The following is an 18,568-nucleotide window of genomic DNA, read 5'->3' on the forward strand; positions in this document are numbered from 1 at the left end:
TCACGCTCCATGGTCGGGCTGGTCGGCGGGGACGACGGCCACCAGGTCGGTGCCTCCGCCCGGAGGGCCGGTCACCGTGAGGGTGCCGCCCATCTGTTCGACCCGGGTGCGCATGCCGCGCAGGCCGTATCCCTCGGCGGCGGACGGGGCGAAGCCCGTGCCGTCGTCGTGGACGGTCAGCCGGGTCGCCTCGGGGGTGTACTCCAGCGTCACCGCGACGGCGTCCGCGCCGGCGTGCTTGCGCACGTTGGCCAGCGCCTCCTGCGCCGCGCGGAGCAGGACGACCTCGACCTTGGTCGGAGCCGCCCTGGAACCGCCCCGGATCTCGAAGGTGGCGGACACCGAGAGCTCCTCACCGAACTGTGAGGTGATCCGCTCAAGCGCCTCCTCCAGGGTGGCCCCCGACAACGGCGCCGGACTCAGTTCGGTGATCAGCGTCCGCGCCTCGGCCAGGTTCTCGCGCGCGGTCTGTACGGCCAGCTCGATCCGCCGTGCATCGGGCTGCTGGAGCAGCATGATGATGCTGGTGAAGCCCTGGGCCAGGGTGTCGTGGATCTCCCCGGCGAGGCGCTCGCGCTCGGCCAGGGCCCCGCGCTCGGCCGACAGCCTGGCCACCTCGGCCCGGCGGGCCTCCAACTCCTCGATGAGTGATGCCCGCTCCCTGCTCTGGCCGACGATGTCGACGATCCAGGGGCCGAAGGTCAGCGCGAAGGTGAGGACGAGGCCCGTCACCCCCAGGAAGACGACCAGCTCCTCCAGCGTCGGTGGGACGGCGAGGAACTCCAGCGCGGGGGCCACGTTGAAGACGATCACAGCGATCCGCGCCTGGTTCTTGGGGATCATCATGAAGCACTGCGCGCACAGGGCGAAGAGGACGAACCTGGTGGGCGGGCAGAGGGCGGCCACCGGAGTGAACAGCACGATCAGCAGGACGACGTACGCCCTTCCCCTCCATGAGCGGTACCCCACGCCGACGGCCCGGCGCCCCAGACGCGCGTACGCCACCAGGCAGCCGCAGAGCAGCACCACCCCGGTCACCCGCTCGGCTGTCCCCAGCGCTTTGTCGGAGAGCACGAAGAAAAGGGCGGTCAGGAAGGCGACGAGGTAGAGCAGCTCCCAGCCGCTCAGACGCATGAAGGCGTGTTGCCTCGTAGGTAGGGGATTGTCCAGAAACGTCACGACGGTCACTCTGCCACCTCGACGGTGAGCACCGTCCCACCCTCCCGCGAACTCCGCACCCGCATCGAGCCGCCCGCCTGCTCCACCCGGCTCCGCATGCCGCGCAGGCCGTACCCGTCGGCGGCGACGGACGGGTCGAACCCGTGCCCGTCGTCACGGACCTCCAGCGTGACCGTCCGCGGGCCATAGGCCGCGGAGACGTCCACCCGGCCCGCCGCCGCGTGTTCACGCACGTTCGCCAGGGCCTCCTGGGCGGCGCGGATGAGCACCACCTCGGCGGAGGGCGGTAGCGGTCGCGACTCGCCGTGGACCGTGAAGGTCACGGCGATCCCCGCCTCCTCCCCGAGCCGGTCGGCCAGCCGTACCAGCGCCTCGTCCAGGGTGGAGCCGTCCAGCGGTGCCGGGCTGAGCGCGGCCATCAGCGCGCGGGCCTCGGCCAGGTTCTCGCGCGCCGTCTGTACGGCCAGCGCCAGGTGGCGGGCCGGGTCGGGCTGGGCGTCGGCGGCCTGGAGCAGCATGATGATGCTGGTGAAGCCCTGGGCCAGGGTGTCGTGGATCTCCCCGGCGAGGCGCTCGCGCTCGGTCAGCGCCCCGTGCTCGGCCGACAGCCTGGCCACCTCGGCCCGCTGGGCCTCCAGCTCCTCGATGAGGGCCGATCGATCCTCGCTCTGCTCCATGACCCGTTCCATCCATATCCCTGACACGGTCGAGAACAAGATCAAGGTTGTGCTGATGGCCAGGTAGTCGAGCGCCCCCTCCTTGCCGACGGCGAGGTGGACCGCGCCCCGCCGCCGGTCCCCGGCCAGGACCGCCGGGCGGCCCGGACGGACCGGTGGCGCGCCCGGGCCGGATCGGCTAGATCACCCGTCGCGGCGGCTCTTCCAGCGGAACGTCGTCAGGCACAGCAGCATCCCTCCGACGACCCATGCTCCCAGGACCAGGGCGACCCGGCCGAGCTCGTAGGACTTCGTGAGCTCCAGCGTGGCCCCGACGTCACCCAGGAAGACCGAGCGGAAACCCTGGCACATCCACTTGAGCGGGAAGACCGACGAGATGTTCACCAGCCAGGACGGGAGCTGGGTGACGGGGATGAACACCCCCGAGATGAACTGCAGCACCACGAACGGCATGGCGATCACCGCACTGGCGCTCTTGCCGGACCTGGGCAGGCTGCTGACGGCGATACCGAGCAGGGACGCGCCGAGCACACCGAGCACGAACACCCAGACGAAGGTCAGCCAGGTGGAGATCTCGGAGGGCAGCTTCAGACCGAACAGCACCACCCCGATGACCAGCAGGATCACCACCTGGCAGAAGGAGATGAACAGGGTGTTGAGCGCCTTGCCGATGAAGTAGGAGCTGCGCGGCAGCGGCGTGCCCAGTATCCGCTTGAGCGTGCCGTCGTCGCGGTCCATCGCGATGCCGATGCCGAGATTCTGGAAGCCCGTCATCGTCGCCGAACCGATCAGCCCGGCCACGTAGAGCTGGGAGACGTTGAGCCCCGTCCCCTCCAGATCGTCCGCGAAGATCGAACCGAAGATCACCAGCAGGACGATCGGGAAGGAGAAGGTGAAGATCACCGCGTCCTTCTCCCGGAAGAACAGCCTGATCTCGAGAGCCGCCCGCGACAGCCCCAGCCGTATCGCGGAGGGCGGCGGACCGAGAGGCGGCGCGGAGGCTCGGGTAACGGTCTGGCTCATCGGGTGATCACCTCGGGGGGTCGGGCGCGGCTGGACGGGGGGCGTGCTCACGCGGGGGCCTCGATGAGCTGGAGGTAGATGTCCTCCAGCGAGGGACGGGTCACGGTCAGCTCAGGGACCTCGCCGTCGAAACGACGGGTCAGCTCCAGCACCGTCCTGGTCGGGGTGCCGGTCTCCAGAGAGCGGCGCTCCCCCTCGTCGGACCAGCTCACCCTGGCCTTGGCGGTCGCCCGGCCCCCCAGGGTCGCCGGGTCGCCCTCGGCCACGATGCGGCCCCCGGCGACCACGGCCACCCGGTCGGCCAGCGCCTCGGCCTCGTCCAGGTAGTGCGTGGTCAGCACGATCGTGGTTCCCTGGTGGGCCAGGCTCTCGATCAGGTCCCAGAAATGCCGGCGCGCCTCGGGGTCGAACCCGGTGGTCGGCTCGTCGAGGAAGAGCAGCTCCGGACCGCCGATCACCCCCAGGGCCACGTCCACCCTGCGCCGCTGGCCACCGGAGAGCTGGCGGATCCGCTGACCGGCCTTGTCCGTCAGGCCGACCTGCTCGATCACCTCGTCCGGGTCCTTGGGATGGGGGTAGTACCTCGCGAAGTGCCGTACGGTCTCCCGCACGGTCGCCTCGGCCACGTCGTTGGCCGTCTGCAGCACCACGCCGATCCGCGAGCGCCACTCCCGCGTCGGTCTCCCCGGGTCGACGCCCAGGACGCTGACCTCCCCGGCGTCCCGGGTCCGGTATCCCTCCATGATCTCCACCGTGGTGGACTTCCCGGCACCGTTGGGCCCGAGGATCGCGAACACCTCGCCCGCGTTGATGTCGAGGTCGACGCCCCCGACCGCCTGCACGTCGCCGTAGCGCTTGGTCAGGCCCCGCACCGTCACCGCTGTCGTCATGCCCCAAGCGTCGTCCCCGTACGGCTCCCGCGGCACCAACGACCGGTGGACCGGAATGTCCTCCTTTCGGAGGACACGGTCAGGTCGGTGGAGACGTGGCCGGGTCTGGCACGCCGTACGCGTCAGAACAGGGTGTCGTTGCGCTCGATGCCCCGCAGCTTGTCGTAGTCGAGGACGACACAGTCGATGCCGCGGTCGCCGGCGAGCACCCGGGCCTGCGGTTTGATCTCCTGAGCGGCGAAGATGCCCTTCACCGGGGCGAGGAGCGGGTCGCGGTTGAGGAGCTCCAGATAACGGGTGAGCTGCTCGACGCCGTCGATGTCACCGCGGCGCTTGAGCTCCACCGCCACGGTCGCCCCCGTGTGGTCACGGCAGAGGATGTCCACCGGCCCGATCGCCGTCATGTATTCGCGGCGGACCAGCGTCCAGCCCGCGCCCAGCGTGGTGATGTGCTCGGCCAGCAGCTCCTGCAGATGCGCCTCGACACCGTCCTTGATCAGGCCGGGGTCGACCCCCAGCTCATGGCGGGAGTCGTGGAGGATCTCCTCCATGGTGAGCACCAGCTTCTCGCCGGTCTTGCCGTGGGTCACCGTCCAGGTGCCCTCCTCCTCGCGGAGCCTGCACGGCGGGTTCATCCAGTTCAGTGGCTTGAACGCCCGGTCGTCAGCATGGATGGAGACGCTGCTGTCGGCTTTTATGAGGATGAGCCGGGGCGCCATCGGAAGGTGGGCGGTGAGCTTTCCGACGTAATCCACGCTGCACCGCGCTATGACCAGACGCATGCCCGAACCCTACCGGCCGGACGGGGCCCGTATCCCTCGGATCCGTCCGGCCGGGTCTCCTGTCGCGCGCCGGGGTCCTCGGATCAGCCGAGGAGAACGGCGGCACCAGAGACAGCACGCGTCCCACCACGGTCACGGTAGCCTCCCCTTTTCGGGTAGCCGGTCCCCCTCTGGGAGACTGTGGCTGTGCCGGACCGGGCGGTCGCCGGGCCGGACGGGATCTCGCAGGGCGATGCCGGTGTGGTGGGGAGAGCGATGACAGGCGCTTTTGAGACGGTCGGAGTGGTCGGGCTCGGCACGATGGGCGCGGGGATCGCCGAGGTGTTCGCCCTGGCGGGTCTCGCGGTGATCGGCGTGGAGGCCGACCTGGCGGCGCTGGAGCGGGGACGCGGCCATCTGGAGGGGTCCACGGCCAAGGCCGTGGCCAAGGGCAGGCTGGGCGAGGCCGAAAGGGCGGAGATCCTCGCCAGGGTGAGCTTCACCACATCCCTTGAGGACCTTGCCGGCGCCGATCTGGTGATCGAGGCCATCCCCGAGGTCATGGAGTTCAAGCGCGCCCTCTTCACCGATCTGGACCGGATCTGCAAGCCGTCCACGGTGCTCGCGACCAACACCTCCTCGCTCTCGGTCACCGAGATCGCGGTCACCACGACCAGGCCCGGCCGGGTCGTGGGCATGCACTTCTTCAACCCCGCGCCGGTCATGAAGCTGGTCGAGGTGGTCCGCACGGTGATCACCGAGGACGGCCTGGCCGAAGAGGTGGCCGACCTCGCACGGAGGCTCGGCAAGACCCCGGTGACCGTCGGCGACCGCGCCGGGTTCGTGGTCAACCGGCTGCTGCTGACCTACCTCAACCACGCCGCCGTCCTGCTGGAGAACGGCCTGGCCGACCGGGACGGCATCGACGCCGCGATGCGGCTCGGCGTGGGGCTGCCGATGGGGCCCTTCGCCCTGCTCGACCTGATCGGCCTGGACACCTCCTACGAGGTCATGTGCGTGCTGTTCCAGGAGAGCCGTGACCGACGCCACGCCCCCGCGCCGATCCTGCGCGAGCTGGTCACCGCGGGGCTGCTCGGGCGTAAGTCCGGCGGCGGCTTCTACCGGGGCGAACAGCCCGCTGGGCCGCTGTCCACGAGCAAACCGTCGGTGGGCTCGGTGGCGGTGCTGGGGGAGGACGGGGACGGGTTCGCCGACAAGCTCTCGGCCGCGGGCTTCAAGTCCGCGGCCGCCGCTGACGCGGATGTGGTCGTCGCGCTGTCCCGCACCCCTGTGATCGAGCTGGCCGCCGGGCTCGCCCACCCCGAGCGCCTGGTCGGCCTCCACCTGGTCGGGGACAGGATCGCCGAGGTCGCGTCCACGGTGCTCACCTCGCCCGAGGCGGCACGTGCCGCGGAGGGCCTGGTGCGGATCGCGGGCCGGACACCGGTGCTGTGCAGGGACCGGGCCGAGTTCGTGGTGGACGCGCTCCTCTATCCGTATCTGAACGACGCCGTGCGGATGTACGACTCCGGATACGCGGCCATCGAGGACATCGACGCGGCCATGAAGCTGGGCTGCGGCTACCCCTCGGGGCCGTTCGAGATGCTCGACGAGCTGGGGCTGGAGACGGTCCGCGACGGCCTGCGCGCCCTCTACGCCGAGTATCGCGAGCCCTCCCTGGCCCCCGCGCCGCTGCTCGACCAGCTCGTCACGGCCGGGGTGCGAAGCATCCGCGACCTGCCATGAGCCCCCGTAGAGCCCGCCGGACGGATCCCTTCGCCCGCGGCGGCCGAGGCGCGGCCGGCCGTGGGTCGGCCTCCTCCCGCCCCGTGGGACAGTTCGTTCCCGGCGTCGACCAGGTCGAGGAGTGGCCCGACGGCGACTGGCACGTGCGCCGGGTCACCGGGGCCGGGGCGGACAAGGTCTACCGGTGTCCAGGGTGCGACCAGGAGATCAGACCGGGCCTGCCGCACCTGGTGAGCTGGCCCGCGTGGGCGGGCGGGGAGGACGAGCGCCGGCACTGGCACACGGCGTGCTGGCGCAACCGGGTCAAACGTGGTCCCGGCCGGACCCGATACTGAGGACGGTCGCCCCGCGCCGGTGGACCGGAGGTCCGCCGGCGCGGGGCCACGGATGGGAACGATCGTACGGCGCCTGCCCCCGGACCTCCGGTCCACCGGCGCCCGGTCACGAGACGGAGTGGGAATTCATGGAGATCCGGGCCTCTACGGTGCTGCCCGCGCGCAGGGAACCGATCGAGCTGCACACCGGTGACGGGCTGACCCTCGTCGGTGAGCTGGCCCTTCCGGCGGACAGGCCTCCGGTGGCCACACTGATCTGCCTGCACCCGCTGCCCACGCACGGCGGCATGATGGACAGCCACCTCTACAAGAAGGCCGCCAACCGGCTGCCCGCGCTGGCGGATCTGGCCGTGCTGCGCTTCAACACCCGAGGGACCGCCTCCGACCGGGGCACCTCCCAGGGGGCCTTCGGCGAGGGGCAGGCGGAACGCCTCGACGTCGCCGCCGCACTGGAGTACGCCGACTTCCACGACCTGCCCCGGTCCTGGCTGGTCGGCTGGTCCTTCGGCACCGAGCTCGCGCTCAAGTGGGGTCGCGATCCGCTCGTCGAGGGCGCCGTCCTCCTGTCCCCGCCGCTGCACCGGGCCACCGACGCCGACCTCGAGTCGTGGGCGGAGTTCGGGCGGCCGCTGACCGCGCTGGTCCCGGAGCTCGACGACTACCTCCAGCCGGAGGAGGCCCGCAAGCGTTTCGCCCGGGTTCCCCAGGCCGAGGTCATCGGGGTGGACGGCGCCAAGCACCTGTGGGTCGGCGAGCCGTACGTGCGGATCGTCCTGAACGAGATCGTCCGGCGGGTCAACCCGGCCGCCTACCCCCTTCCCACGGAGATCATCGGTCCATAGGGCTCAGGGCGCCATCACGGATCGGTGTGGGGCAAGGGGTGTCAGATCATGAGTCCGCGATTACGGTGGACTGCGTGCACCTGTACACACGATCGGCGGGCGAGGGGCTTCCCGTCGTCCTCCTCCACGCGTTCCCGCTGTCCTCGGCCATGTGGCTGGCCCAACGTGAGAGCCTGGGCGCCGTCTGCAAGGTCATCACTCCCGACCTGCGTGGCTTCGGCGGCTCGGTGCTCGCCGAGGACGAGCCCTCCCTCGACGTGATGGCCGACGACGTCGTGCGCCTGCTCGATCACGAGGGCGTCGACCGCGCCGTCGTCGGCGGCCTGTCCATGGGCGGCTACGTGACGATGGCCCTGTGCCGCCGCCACCCCGACCGGGTGCTGGGAGTGATCCTCGCCGACACCAAGGCGAGCGCCGACCCCGAGGCGGCCAGGGCGAGCCGTGAGCGCATCGCCGTCGCCGTGCTCGACGGGGGCACGTCGATCCTGGTGGAGGAGGTGCTTCCGACGCTGGTGGGAACGACCACCGTGCAGCGCAGGGCGATGGTGTTCGGCCGGGTGCGCGGACTGGTCCAGTCGGCCCCGCCCAAGGCCGTGGCCTGGGCCCAGCGGGCCATGGCGGGCCGCCCCGACTCCTTCGACACCCTGCGCGGGCTCAAGGTGCCCGCCCTGGTGATCGTGGGGGAGGAGGACGGGCTCACCCCGCTCGCCGACGCGGAGACGATGGTCGAAGCCGTGCCGGACGGCAGGCTGACCGTGATCGGGAAGGCGGGGCACCTGAGCGCGGTGGAACAGCCCGAGGCGTTCAACCGCGCGGTGGCCGGCTTCATAGCCGAGCTTGCCGGGGGATCACCACCTCGCGGATGATCAGCGCGATCGCGGCGGCCACCGGGATGGCCAGCAGCGCTCCGACGATGCCGAGCAGCGCGCCGCCGAACAGCGCGGCGATCACGGTGACCGCCGGGGCCACGTCCACCGAGCGCTTCATCACGCGCGGATAGATCAGGTAGTTCTCGACCTGCTGGTAGACCAGGAAGAAGATCGCGCAGGCGATGCCGAGCGTTCCCGACTGGAGCAGGGCCACCCCGCTCACCAGCACCGCGCCGATCGTCGCGCCGACCAGCGGGATCAGATCGGTGACCGCCACCACCAGGGCGAGCGCCAGTGCGTACTCGACGCCCAGGACCCCGAGGACCACCCAGGTGACGATGCCGGCGATCACCGAGATCAGCAGGTTCCCGGCCACGTAGCCGCCGATGCCGCTGATGATCTCATCGCCGAGCGCCCGGGTCCGCTCCCTGCGGCTGTTGGGAACGAGCTTGAAGAGGTAGTCCTTGATCGAGGGCAGCGAGCCGAGGAAGTACAGCGTCAGGACCAGCAGGGTGACGCCGGAGAAGAACGCGTTGAACACCACCGCCCCCGCGCCGACCAGGCCTCCCGCCACGGTCTGGGCGAGGCCGCCGCTGGTGATGTAGTCGCCGAGCTTGGTCAGGATCTGGTAGTCGCTGTCCAGCTCCTTCAGGGTGGGGTTGGCGAGCAGTTCCTGGATGTAGCCGGGGACCGCGCCGACGAACGAGGCCGCCTCCTGCGTCACCGGCGGGACGATCGCCAGCCCGAAGAGGACGAAGAACAGGATCACCCCACCGAAGACGATCGAGATCGCCCCGCGGCGGGCCAGCCGGCGCCTCTGCAACGACTCGACGGCGGGGTTGAGCCCCAGAGCGAGGAACATCGCCACCACGACCAGCACGATCACGCTGTACGAGGTGACCAGGGCCAGGGCCAGGGCCAACGACGTCAGCAGGCCCATCCCTGCGGTCAGGCCGAGCAGGAAGGGGTTCTTGGCCAGTGGCTTGCCCGGCCGGCCGTACGGCGCCGCGGGCTCTCTGGGCGCCTCGGCGGCGAGAACGTTCGACGGGGGGCGAGGGGCCGGGGCGGACGTCGCGGGGGCGTCGGTGGTCTGTGGGGCTTCAGGCACGGCTGATCCTAGCTCTGGTGCGCGCGGAGCCGCGCTGCGGGGTGCGTGGGGCGGGACGGTGGAAGACAAGAGAGAGCCTGGCGACCTCCGTGGTCACCAGGCTCTCCCGTAGCCGTTGTCAACGCCTCGAGGCAACGGTGCCTACTCCTGCCACCACTCCGCGTCGTCGTCCTTCGTCTCGGCCTTGACGGGGGCCGGCACCGGCGCGGGGGCCGGCTTCTCGCTGTCGTTGGTGGCGGCGGGAATGGCCGGCTTGACCGGAGCGGCGGAGATGGCCGGCTCCGGCTCGGAGGCCGGGAGCGGCGCGCCGCCGAGCAGCTGGCGCAGCTGCGCGAGGTGGCTGGTGATGCTGTCGCGCTGGCGGGTCAGCTCGTCGACCTGGCGCTGGGCGATGGAGCGACTCCGCTCGGACTCGGTCTTGGCGTCGGAGACGATCGACTCGGCGCTCGCCTTCGCCTCGGCGACGAGCTGGTCGGCGTTCTTGCGCGCGTTGGCGAGCAGCTGCTTGGCGTGCGTGTCGGCCTCGCGGCGGGTCTGCTCGGCCTGCTGGGTGGCCTTGGTGGCGCGCTGCTCGGCCGTGGCCGCGCGCTGCTCGGCCTCGGAGACCAGCTTCTGCGTGTTGGCCTGCGCGGTGGCGTGGCGCTCGGCCTCCTGGCGCTCGGCCTCCTCACGGCGGGCGGCGAGCTGGATCTCGAACTCGGCCTCGTCCTGGGCGCGCTTGGCCTCGGACTCCTCCATGACCCGCTGGGCCTGGGCGCGCATCTCGTCGGCCTGGCGCTTGGCGGTGGTGAGGATCTCGTCACGCTCGCGCTTGGTCGAGGCCCGCAGCTGGGCGACCTCGCGCTCGGTGGTGGTGCGCAGCTTGGCGATCTCGCGCTCGGCGTCGGCGCGCTTCTCGGCCACCTCGTGGTCGGCGGTGGCGCGCAGCTTGGCCACCTCGCGCTCGGTGGTGGCGGTCAGCTCATCGGCCTCGCGGCGGGCGGTCGAGCGGATCTCCTCGGCGTCACGCTCGGCGCTGGTGCGCATCTCGTCGGCCTCGCGGGTGGCGAGGGCGCGCTTCTCGGCCGCCTCGTTCTCGGCCGCGGCGCGCAGATCGGCGGCGTCGACCTTGGACGCGGCCTTGATCTCGTTCGCCTCGGAACGCGCGGCCTGGACCAGCTCGGTGGCCTGCTCCTCGGCGAGGCGGAGCAGCTGCTCGATCCGTGCGCCCAGACCCGAGTAGGTCGGACGCTCCTGCTCCTGCAACTGGCGCTGGGAGTCGGCCAGGTCCCGTTGCAGGCCCTGAACCTGATCCCGGGCCTGGTGGAGCTCGTTGTTGACCTGCTTCAGATGGTCAAGGACCTGGTGCCGGTCATAGCCACGGAGCACCACGTCGAATTCCCGAGCGGGGGCGTCTTCAAAGAAGTTGTTGAGCTGGGCGTCGATGTCGGACTGCATGGAGGCTCGATCCTGGGTTGTCGAGACGGCTACACGGGCCGGACGGGGGATTTCGGACATCCGAGGCGGGAGCCGTGGCGGGATCCACGTCCGGTGGTAGGCCAGCGTACTCTGGTGTCGCCGTGTTGGAGGTCCCCTCGGACTTTCTGCGCGACTTGTTACGTATGAACCTTTCTTGCATTTGGCGGCTGATGTGATCAGTGCGTCTGAGCCTGCACGAGTTCGGTCAGCATCCCCCCCACATCCTTGGGGTGCAGGAAGGCGATCGAGGAGCCCATCGAGCCGTGCCGGGGCTTCTCGTCCAGCAGCCTGACGCCCTTGCCCTCAATCTCCCGCATCGCCTCGGTGACGTCGGTCACGCCGAACGCGACATGGTGAACCCCCTCCCCGCGCTTGGCGAGAAACTTTCCCACCGGCGTGTCGGGGCCGAGCGGTTCGAGGAGCTGGATGTAGGAGCCGCCGCCGTCGCCGTCGGCGATGTGCAGCATGGCCTCCTTGACGCCCTGCGCCTCGTTGATCTCGCGCGCCACCACCGTGAGCTCGAAGGTCTGCTCGAAGAGCGCGATCTTCTCTTCAAGGTTGTGGCAGGCGATTCCCACATGGTCGATACGGGTGAACATGGCGTCGGCCTCCATAGCGGTCGCTGAGGTAGTCATAGGTATGGTGGCAAAGTCATCCCAAGTCCCGCCAGGGAGGCTCTCTCTATGTCTGGTTCCGTCATTGTCGCCGGAGCTCGCACCCCCATCGGCCGCCTGCTCGGTTCGCTGTCCGGCCTGTCGGCCGTCGAGCTCGGTGGCATCGCCATCAAGGCCGCGCTGGAGCGCTCCGGCGTCGCCCCCGAGGCCGTGCAGTACGTGATCATGGGCCAGGTGCTCCAGGCCGGAGCGGGTCAGATCCCCTCCCGCCAGGCCGCCGTCAAGGCCGGCGTCCCGATGACCGTGCCGTCATTGACGATCAACAAGGTCTGCCTGTCCGGGCTGGACGCCATCGCCCTGGCCGACCAGCTCATCAGGGCGGGCGAGTTCGACATCGTGGTCGCGGGTGGCATGGAGTCCATGTCGAACGCCCCGCACCTGCTGCCCGGCCTGCGCAGGGGGGTGAAGTACGGCGGCGCCGACGTCGTGGACTCGATGGCCTTCGACGGCCTGACCGATGTCTACGATCAGGTGTCCATGGGCGAGTCCACCGAGCGGCACAACGCGCGCCTCGGTCTGACCCGCGAGGAGCAGGACGTCTTCTCCGCCCGCTCCCACGAGCTCGCCGCCGCCGCGATCAAGAACGGCGTGTTCGACGACGAGATCGTTCCGGTGCCGATCCCGCAGCGCAAGGGGGATCCGGTGGTCTTCTCCGCGGACGAGGGCGTGCGCGCGGACACCACCGTCGAGACCCTGGGACGGCTGCGGCCGGCTTTCAGCAAGGACGGCACCATCACCGCCGGCTCCGCCTCGCAGATCTCCGACGGCGCCTGCGCGGTGGTCGTGATGTCCAAGGCGAAGGCCGAGGAGCTGGGCCTTGAATGGCTGGCCGAGATCGGGGCGCACGGCAACGTGGCCGGGCCCGACAACTCGCTCCAGTCCCAGCCCGCCAACGCCATCAAGCACGCCCTCGGCAAGCAGGGGCTCCAGGTCGACGACCTCGACCTGCTGGAGATCAACGAGGCCTTCGCCCAGGTCGTCCTCCAGTCGGCCAAGGAGCTCGGCGTTCCGCTCGACAAGGTCAACGTCAACGGCGGCGGCATCGCCGTCGGCCATCCGATCGGCGCCTCAGGCGCCCGCATCGTGCTCGCCCTCGCCCACGAGCTCAGGCGCCGGGGCGGCGGGCTCGGCGCCGCGGGTCTGTGCGGCGGCGGCGGCCAGGGCGACGCTCTGATCATCCGCGTCCCCTCGGCCTGACCGTGGGAGACTCCGGCGTCGCCGACCGGCAAGGGCGGCCTCCCGTCGAGGATCCCGCGCCGGGCGGCCGGTCCGTGGCCGTGGAGGTCTCCGACCTGGTGGCGCGGGCGCGAGGCGGGCAGCCCCGTGCCGTGGCCAGGCTGATCTCCATGGTGGAGAACGGCTCCCCCCTGCTCAGGGAGATCACGGCACGGCTCTGCGCGGACCGGCCGTACCGGGCCCGCGTCATCGGGCTGACCGGCTCCCCCGGAGTGGGCAAGTCCACCTCCACCGGGATGCTGGTCGGTGCGTTCCGCCGGCGGGGCAAGAAGGTCGGCGTGCTCGCGGTGGACCCGTCCTCGCCGTTCACCGGCGGGGCGCTGCTCGGAGACCGGGTGCGCATGCAGGACCACGCCACCGACCCGGAGGTGTTCATCCGGTCGATGGCCAGCCGCGGTCACCTGGGCGGCCTGTCCTGGGCCACGCCCCAGGCACTGCGCGTCCTGGACGCGGCCGGGTGCGAGGTCATCCTCATCGAGACCGTCGGGGTCGGCCAGGCGGAGGTGGACATCGCCTCGCTGGCCGACACCACCGTCGTGCTGCTCGCCCCGGGCATGGGTGACGGCATCCAGGCGGCGAAGGCGGGCATCCTTGAGATCGCCGACGTGTTCGTGGTGAACAAGGCCGACCGCGACGGCGCCCAGGCGACCGTCCGTGAGCTCCGCAACATGGTCGCCCTGGTCGAGCGGGCCTGGAAGCCGCCGATCGTGCCGACCGTCGCCTACCGGGGGGAGGGGGCCGAGGACGTGGCCGACGCCCTCGACGCCCACCTGGCCTACCTGGAGAAGTCCGGCGAGCTCGACCGCCGGCGTCACGTCAGGGCCCGCGACGAGATCGAGGCCATCGCCCTGGCGGCCCTGCGCTCGCGCTTCGCCGACCTCCACGGCGACCAGCGCCTCGACGCTCTCGCCACCCGCGTCCTGGACGCCGACCTCGACCCCTACCGGGCCGCCGACGAGCTTCTGGCGGCCATCGGGTGATCAGGGCCCGTCGGCGAAGGTGACGGTGACCTTCTCGAAACCCAGGGTGCCCAGCATGCCCTGCAGCATGGCCTTGGTGTTCTGGTCGGCCCGGTTGCGCAGGTCACTGGCCTGCGCGGCCTCGGCGATCTTCTTCTCGGCCAGCACGTAGAGCTCCTGCTGGTCGGCGGGGGAGGAGGACAGGAAGTCCTCGACCCGGTCGAACAACCCGCGCTGCTGGGCGTAGACGTAGGAGCGCTTGTTGTCGAGGTTGGGCTTTTCGAGCTGGGCGCGCGGCAGCTTCACCGTGACCTCCTTGCGGTCCGGCGAGATGGCCAGCGCGCCGGTGGCGAGGCCGCCGAAGTCGACGTAGGCGTCGACGCCGCCCGCGCCGACGAACAGCGTCCGGCTGCCCTTGACCGCGTCGGGCAGGAAGGCGGCGTCCTTCTCCAGGTCCACGACGACCTGGAAGTTGCCGGTGGCCGCCTCGAAACGGCTGAGGTTGTGGATGGACTGCAGCAGCACGGGCTGGCTGCGGTCGACCGTGGTCTCGCCGAACGGGTCCAGCCACGACCAGGTCAGGCGGACGCCCACGATGAGAAGGATCACGACGACGAGCAGCCCGGCGAGGAAGCGCCAGCGGCGCCGGCGAGGCGCCGAGGGGGCCTCGGGCGGTGCTTCTTGGGGGGCTTTCACAGCGGTCTCCTTCCCTTGGCGGCCGCTTTCTCACGCCGAGCCTATGCCGATCTTGTCAGTCCCGGCGCTGTGCGTGCGTGCCCGGTTCCCCGGCGGGGACGTCCCCGGGGGCGGACGGCGGGACCGAGGTGACGGAGGGCGCGGGGGCGGGTGCCTGGTAGGAGGGGTAGACCTGCGGATACAGCGTGTTCTGACCGGCCGGCTGCTTCTGTCCGTGTTGCACTGTCTGTCCGGGCTGTTCCACCTGACCGCCGAAGTGACTGCTCTGTAGCCGGCAGGTGGCGAAATCGGAGTAGTACAGCCGGAGCCAGTCCCGCCGCTGGGCGTCGGTGAGGCCGGAGAACCACGCGGCGGCGTACTGGTGCTCGGGGAGCGGGCCGCCGGGCAGCGGCTTGCCGAGTAGCCATGCGACCACGATGTCCCGGTATCCGCCCGCCGGGGTGCCGTCGCACCGCTGGGCCAGGCTCTCGACGAACTCGTCGGCCGCCTCGTCGGCGAAGCCGGCGGCCAGGTCGTCCACGTGGATCAGGGCCGCGCCGGCGGGAAGGCTGACCTCCCCGCTCCGGGGGTGCTGTTCCAGGCGGGAGAACTCGCCGGGCGTCCCGGCCAGCCGCGAAGCGATCTTGACGAACGCGGAGCCGAGCTCGGGCAGCCCGGGGCGCATCCCCGGGTGCACGCAGACCATGATCGGCCACTCCTGGCAGCTGTAGACCACCCGCTGGGCGGAGATCGTCTGCGGCTCGCCGAGCAGCCGGGCCACCCCGGTCCCGGCGGCCAGTACGGCGAGCAGCGCGGCGGCGAGCACGAGTGCCTGCCGCGTCACCATCGCGGCCCAGCCGAGCAGCAGTGCGGCGCTGAGGCCCAGCAGCCACAGCGTCTGGTCGGTCAGGGCCGTGGCGCTGAGCCCCCGGAACGGGTCGTACGGCTCCCGCGTGGCGGGGGCCAGCCGGTCGGCCCAGGTCGTCCCCTGGACCAGCCAGGTGAACAGGCCGTAGCAGCCGAGGCCGGCGAGCATCGGCGTGATCGTCCAGGGCAGCAACCAGCCGGTCACCCAGCCGATGGCGACGTACAGCGCCAGACCGGCCATGCCCATCACCAGCCCGCTGGGCAGCAGCCGGCCGGCCTGCTCGGTGAGCATGGTCCTGATCGCCAGGACCAGCAGCGTCGCGACGAACGAGCCCCCGACCACCACCAGGATGGCCAGGGGCGCCCGTACCGCCTGCCAGGTGGTCAGTGACTGCCCGCCGGTCCCGCGTCGCCTGCGCACCGCCACCCAGGCCGCGAACGCCGCGGCCACCGGGCCGGTGAGCCGCAGCGAGCCGATCACCGCGACGATGACGTTCTCCCACGCGCTGACCCCGGGAATCAGGACGCTCCACGCGGCGAACACTCCGAGCACGAGCAGGATGGCGACCGCCACCAACGCGCTCTGCTGGAGCTCCTCGCGCGAAACGCCCCTGCGCTCACGCACCGGCACGCGTGGAACGGATCCACGCCGTGTCGGCCGGACAGCAGTCCGTGCGGCGTCTGAACGCCATTGAGTTGTCGGTCATCAAGCACCCCCCGTGCCGTGAATGCGGTAGCCGGTCCCCTCGGCGACCGATCCGGCCTGCATCCCCCGCAGGCCGGACTGAGTCCGCGTGGCCATTTGGCAACGCCCTCACCATTCGATGTGGGAACCATAACTGAGCGTGATGTTTGGTGCCCGGGTTCTTGGTGAAACCGTCAGTCCGGTGACTCTACGTATATGGGCGAACCGGGATGAGGCCGCGCTACCGTAGCCCTGTGGCTACAGGTCAGCTGAATTTGCCGTTCGACCCCATCGAGCGCGCCGCGGAGACGTGGCGCGTTCACTTCGGGCCGTCCTCGGCCATGGCCGCCGTCACGTCGATCATGAGAGCGCACCAGATCCTGCTCTCGCAACTGGACACGCTACTTAAACCACATGACTTGACCTTTGCCCGGTACGAGGCGCTGGTTTTGCTGACCTTCAGCAAGTCGGGGGCATTGCCGCTGTCCAGGATCGGGGAGCGCCTGATGGTGCACCCCACGAGCGTGACGAACACCGTCGACCGGCTGGAGCGGGCCGGGCTGGTCCGCCGCATGCGCAACCCCCGGGACGGGCGCGGGGTGCTGGCGGAGATCACCGAGGAGGGCCGCGGGGTCGTGGACCGCGCGACCGCCGACCTGATGGGCGCCGATTTCGCCATGACCATGTACGGCGAGGCCGAGCGGGAGCAGATGTTCGGCCTGCTCCGCACCCTGCGTGTGGCGGCGGGGGACTTCGAGGGCTGATCCCGGGGCTCCCTCGATCCGGCCAGAACGGTCCGGGATGGCGCTGGCCAAAAATTACTAGGACGTCCTAGTATTTTCCTGAGGCCACAAGCCATGTTGAAAGCCGCATGCCGTACAAGGGAGTTGGCTATGAACGCCGAGGAGATCGAGGCGGGGCGAGCGCGCTGGCAGGCGCGGTTCGACGGAGCGGCCAAGAGGGAGTCCGAGTTCCGGACGCTCTCCGGCCTCGACGTGGAGCCGGTCTACGGGCCGAGCGGGGACGACCCGCGTATGGAGGGCATCGGCTGGCCGGGGGAGTATCCCTTCACCCGGGGCCTGCACCCCACCGGCTACCGGGGCAAGGCGTGGACCATCCGGCAGTTCGCCGGTTTCGGCAACGCCCGGCAGACCAACGAGCGCTACAAGATGATCCTCGGCGCGGGCGGCGGCGGGCTGAGCGTGGCTTTCGACATGCCCACGCTGATGGGCCGCGACTCCGACGACCCGCGCTCGCTCGGCGAGGTGGGCCACTGCGGCGTGGCGATCGACTCCGCGCTGGACATGGACCTGCTCTTCGACGGCATCCCGCTCGGCGACATCACCACCTCGATGACGATCAGCGGCCCGGCCGTCCCGATCTTCTGCATGTACGTCGTCGCCGCCGAGCGCCAGGGGGTGCCGGTCGGCAAGCTCAACGGGACGCTCCAGACCGACATCTTCAAGGAGTACATCGCGCAGAAGGAGTGGCTGTTCGCCCCCGAGCCGCACCTGCGGCTGATCGGTGACCTGATGGAGTTCTGCGCCGCCGACGTCCCGGCCTACAAGCCGCTCAGCGTCTCCGGCTACCACATCCGCGAAGCCGGCTCCACGGCCGCCCAGGAGCTGGCCTTCACCCTGGCCGACGGGTTCGGCTACGTGGAGCTCGGCCTGTCGCGTGGGCTGGACATCGACGTCTTCGCCCCCGGCCTGTCGTTCTTCTTCGACGCCCACATCGACTTCTTCGAGGAGATCGCCAAGTTCCGGGCCGCACGCCGGATCTGGGCGCGATGGCTGCGCGACGTCTACGGGGCCAGAACCGACAAGGCCCAGTGGCTGCGTTTCCACACCCAGACGGCGGGCGTCTCGCTGACCGCGCAGCAGCCGTACAACAACGTGGTGCGCACCGCGGTCGAGGCGCTCGCGGCCGTGCTGGGCGGCACCAACTCACTGCACACCAACGCCCTGGACGAGGTCCTGGCCCTGCCCTCGGAGAAGGCCGCCGAGATCGCGCTGCGCACCCAGCAGGTGATCATGGAGGAGACCGAGGTGGTCAACGTGGCCGACCCGCTCGGCGGATCCTGGTACGTCGAGGCGCTGACCGACCGGCTCGAGGCGGAGGCGGAGGCGATCTTCGCGAAGATCCGGGACATGGGCCATGACGGGTCGATGACCTCGGGGATCCTGCGCGGCATCGAGGACGGCTGGTTCATGTCCGAGATCGCCGAGGCCGCCTTCGACTACCAGCGCAAGCTGGAGAAGGGGGACAAGCGGATCGTCGGGGTCAACTGCCACACGGCCTCCATCGACGAGCCGCTGGAGATCCTGCGCGTCAGTCACGAGGTCGAGCGCGAGCAGAACCGCGTCCTCGCCGCCCGCCGGGCCGATCGCGACCAGGGGGCCGTGGACGCCGCACTGGCCGCGATGAGGCAGATCGCCAGGGGCGAGGGCAACCTGATCCCGCCCATGCTCGACGCGGCGCGCGCCGAGGCGACGCTGGGCGAGATCTGCGACGCGCTCCGCGACGAATGGGGCGTCTACACCGAGCCCGCCCGCTTCTAGCCGGACTCCTTCCCGTCAGCCGG

General features: G+C 70.6%; 18 protein-coding genes. 8 read left to right on the forward strand and 10 right to left on the reverse strand.

Annotated elements, in window-relative coordinates:
* From FHR32_RS22255 to nucS, 5 genes are all read right to left on the reverse strand, one after another.
* Complete coding sequence (locus tag FHR32_RS22255; protein ID WP_184756062.1) at positions 1-1,134, reverse strand: sensor histidine kinase; 1,134 nt, start codon at positions 1,132-1,134, stop codon at positions 1-3.
* A 50-nt stretch (positions 1,135-1,184) separates the two neighbouring features.
* Complete coding sequence (locus tag FHR32_RS22260) at positions 1,185-1,868, reverse strand: sensor histidine kinase (RefSeq protein ID WP_184756063.1); 684 nt, start codon at positions 1,866-1,868, stop codon at positions 1,185-1,187.
* 171 nt (positions 1,869-2,039) lie between these two features.
* Positions 2,040-2,879: an ABC transporter permease gene (locus tag FHR32_RS22265; RefSeq protein ID WP_184756064.1), complete on the reverse strand. Its 840-nt coding sequence runs from the start codon at positions 2,877-2,879 to the stop codon at positions 2,040-2,042.
* Between the two features lie 47 nt (positions 2,880-2,926).
* Positions 2,927-3,769: an ABC transporter ATP-binding protein gene (locus FHR32_RS22270; protein WP_184756065.1), complete on the reverse strand. Its 843-nt coding sequence runs from the start codon at positions 3,767-3,769 to the stop codon at positions 2,927-2,929.
* 122 nt (positions 3,770-3,891) lie between these two features.
* The gene (nucS, locus tag FHR32_RS22275; RefSeq protein WP_184756066.1) at positions 3,892-4,551 is read right to left on the reverse strand and encodes an endonuclease NucS; all 660 of its coding nucleotides are present in this window, start codon (positions 4,549-4,551) and stop codon (positions 3,892-3,894) included.
* A 255-nt stretch (positions 4,552-4,806) separates the two neighbouring features.
* Between nucS and FHR32_RS22280 the strand changes: the two genes are divergently transcribed.
* The 4 genes from FHR32_RS22280 to FHR32_RS22295 all read left to right on the forward strand — a co-directional run bounded on the left by FHR32_RS22280 (position 4,807) and on the right by FHR32_RS22295 (position 8,319).
* Entirely contained in the window at positions 4,807-6,276 is a 1,470-nt protein-coding gene (locus tag FHR32_RS22280; protein WP_184756067.1) for a 3-hydroxyacyl-CoA dehydrogenase family protein, read from the forward strand.
* On the forward strand, positions 6,273-6,611 hold the full coding sequence (locus tag FHR32_RS22285; protein WP_184756068.1) for an Rv1322 family protein: 339 nt from the start codon (positions 6,273-6,275) through the stop codon (positions 6,609-6,611). Before FHR32_RS22280 ends, FHR32_RS22285 begins: the two co-directional genes overlap by 4 nt.
* A 128-nt stretch (positions 6,612-6,739) precedes the next feature.
* Positions 6,740-7,453, forward strand: a complete 714-nt coding sequence (locus FHR32_RS22290) for an alpha/beta hydrolase (RefSeq protein ID WP_184756069.1) — start codon at positions 6,740-6,742, stop codon at positions 7,451-7,453.
* Positions 7,454-7,527: 74 nt separating this feature from the next.
* Positions 7,528-8,319, forward strand: coding sequence for an alpha/beta fold hydrolase (locus tag FHR32_RS22295; protein WP_184756070.1), 792 nt, complete (start codon positions 7,528-7,530; stop codon positions 8,317-8,319).
* Here FHR32_RS22295 and FHR32_RS22300 read toward each other — a convergent pair.
* The 3 genes from FHR32_RS22300 to mce form a co-directional block, all read right to left on the reverse strand.
* The gene (locus FHR32_RS22300) at positions 8,279-9,430 is read right to left on the reverse strand and encodes an AI-2E family transporter (RefSeq protein WP_312882589.1); all 1,152 of its coding nucleotides are present in this window, start codon (positions 9,428-9,430) and stop codon (positions 8,279-8,281) included. The two genes, FHR32_RS22295 and FHR32_RS22300, sit on opposite strands and share 41 nt — an antisense overlap.
* Before the next feature lie 141 nt (positions 9,431-9,571).
* Positions 9,572-10,867: a DivIVA domain-containing protein gene (locus FHR32_RS22305; protein ID WP_184756071.1), complete on the reverse strand. Its 1,296-nt coding sequence runs from the start codon at positions 10,865-10,867 to the stop codon at positions 9,572-9,574.
* Between the two features lie 197 nt (positions 10,868-11,064).
* Positions 11,065-11,487 carry a methylmalonyl-CoA epimerase gene (mce, locus tag FHR32_RS22310; RefSeq protein ID WP_184756072.1) on the reverse strand — a complete coding sequence of 141 codons (423 nt, stop codon included), beginning with the start codon at positions 11,485-11,487 and terminating at the stop codon, positions 11,065-11,067.
* Between the two features lie 84 nt (positions 11,488-11,571).
* Here mce and FHR32_RS22315 point away from each other — a divergent pair, with 84 nt between their 5' ends.
* Both FHR32_RS22315 and meaB read left to right on the forward strand, forming a co-directional pair.
* A complete protein-coding gene (locus FHR32_RS22315; RefSeq protein ID WP_184756073.1) occupies positions 11,572-12,759 on the forward strand; it encodes an acetyl-CoA C-acetyltransferase in 1,188 nt (395 codons plus the stop codon).
* Between the two features lie 80 nt (positions 12,760-12,839).
* Positions 12,840-13,778: a methylmalonyl Co-A mutase-associated GTPase MeaB gene (meaB, locus tag FHR32_RS22320; protein ID WP_184756646.1), complete on the forward strand. Its 939-nt coding sequence runs from the start codon at positions 12,840-12,842 to the stop codon at positions 13,776-13,778.
* On the opposite strand, the gene FHR32_RS22325 is transcribed toward meaB, so the two are convergent.
* On the reverse strand, positions 13,779-14,453 hold the full coding sequence (locus FHR32_RS22325) for a DUF4230 domain-containing protein (RefSeq protein ID WP_184756074.1): 675 nt from the start codon (positions 14,451-14,453) through the stop codon (positions 13,779-13,781).
* A 55-nt stretch (positions 14,454-14,508) separates the two neighbouring features.
* On the reverse strand, positions 14,509-15,930 hold the full coding sequence (locus FHR32_RS22330) for a hypothetical protein (protein WP_312882590.1): 1,422 nt from the start codon (positions 15,928-15,930) through the stop codon (positions 14,509-14,511).
* Positions 15,931-16,214: 284 nt separating this feature from the next.
* Here FHR32_RS22330 and FHR32_RS22335 point away from each other — a divergent pair, with 284 nt between their 5' ends.
* Both FHR32_RS22335 and icmA read left to right on the forward strand, forming a co-directional pair.
* Positions 16,215-16,748: a MarR family winged helix-turn-helix transcriptional regulator gene (locus FHR32_RS22335; RefSeq protein WP_184756075.1), complete on the forward strand. Its 534-nt coding sequence runs from the start codon at positions 16,215-16,217 to the stop codon at positions 16,746-16,748.
* A 129-nt stretch (positions 16,749-16,877) separates the two neighbouring features.
* Positions 16,878-18,545, forward strand: a complete 1,668-nt coding sequence (gene icmA, locus FHR32_RS22340) for a coenzyme B12-dependent isobutyryl-CoA mutase large subunit (protein WP_184756076.1) — start codon at positions 16,878-16,880, stop codon at positions 18,543-18,545.
* Positions 18,546-18,568: the final 23 nt, after the last annotated feature.

This window comes from Streptosporangium album, from assembly GCF_014203795.1.
In the GTDB taxonomy this organism is placed as follows: Bacteria; Actinomycetota; Actinomycetes; order Streptosporangiales; family Streptosporangiaceae; genus Streptosporangium; species Streptosporangium album.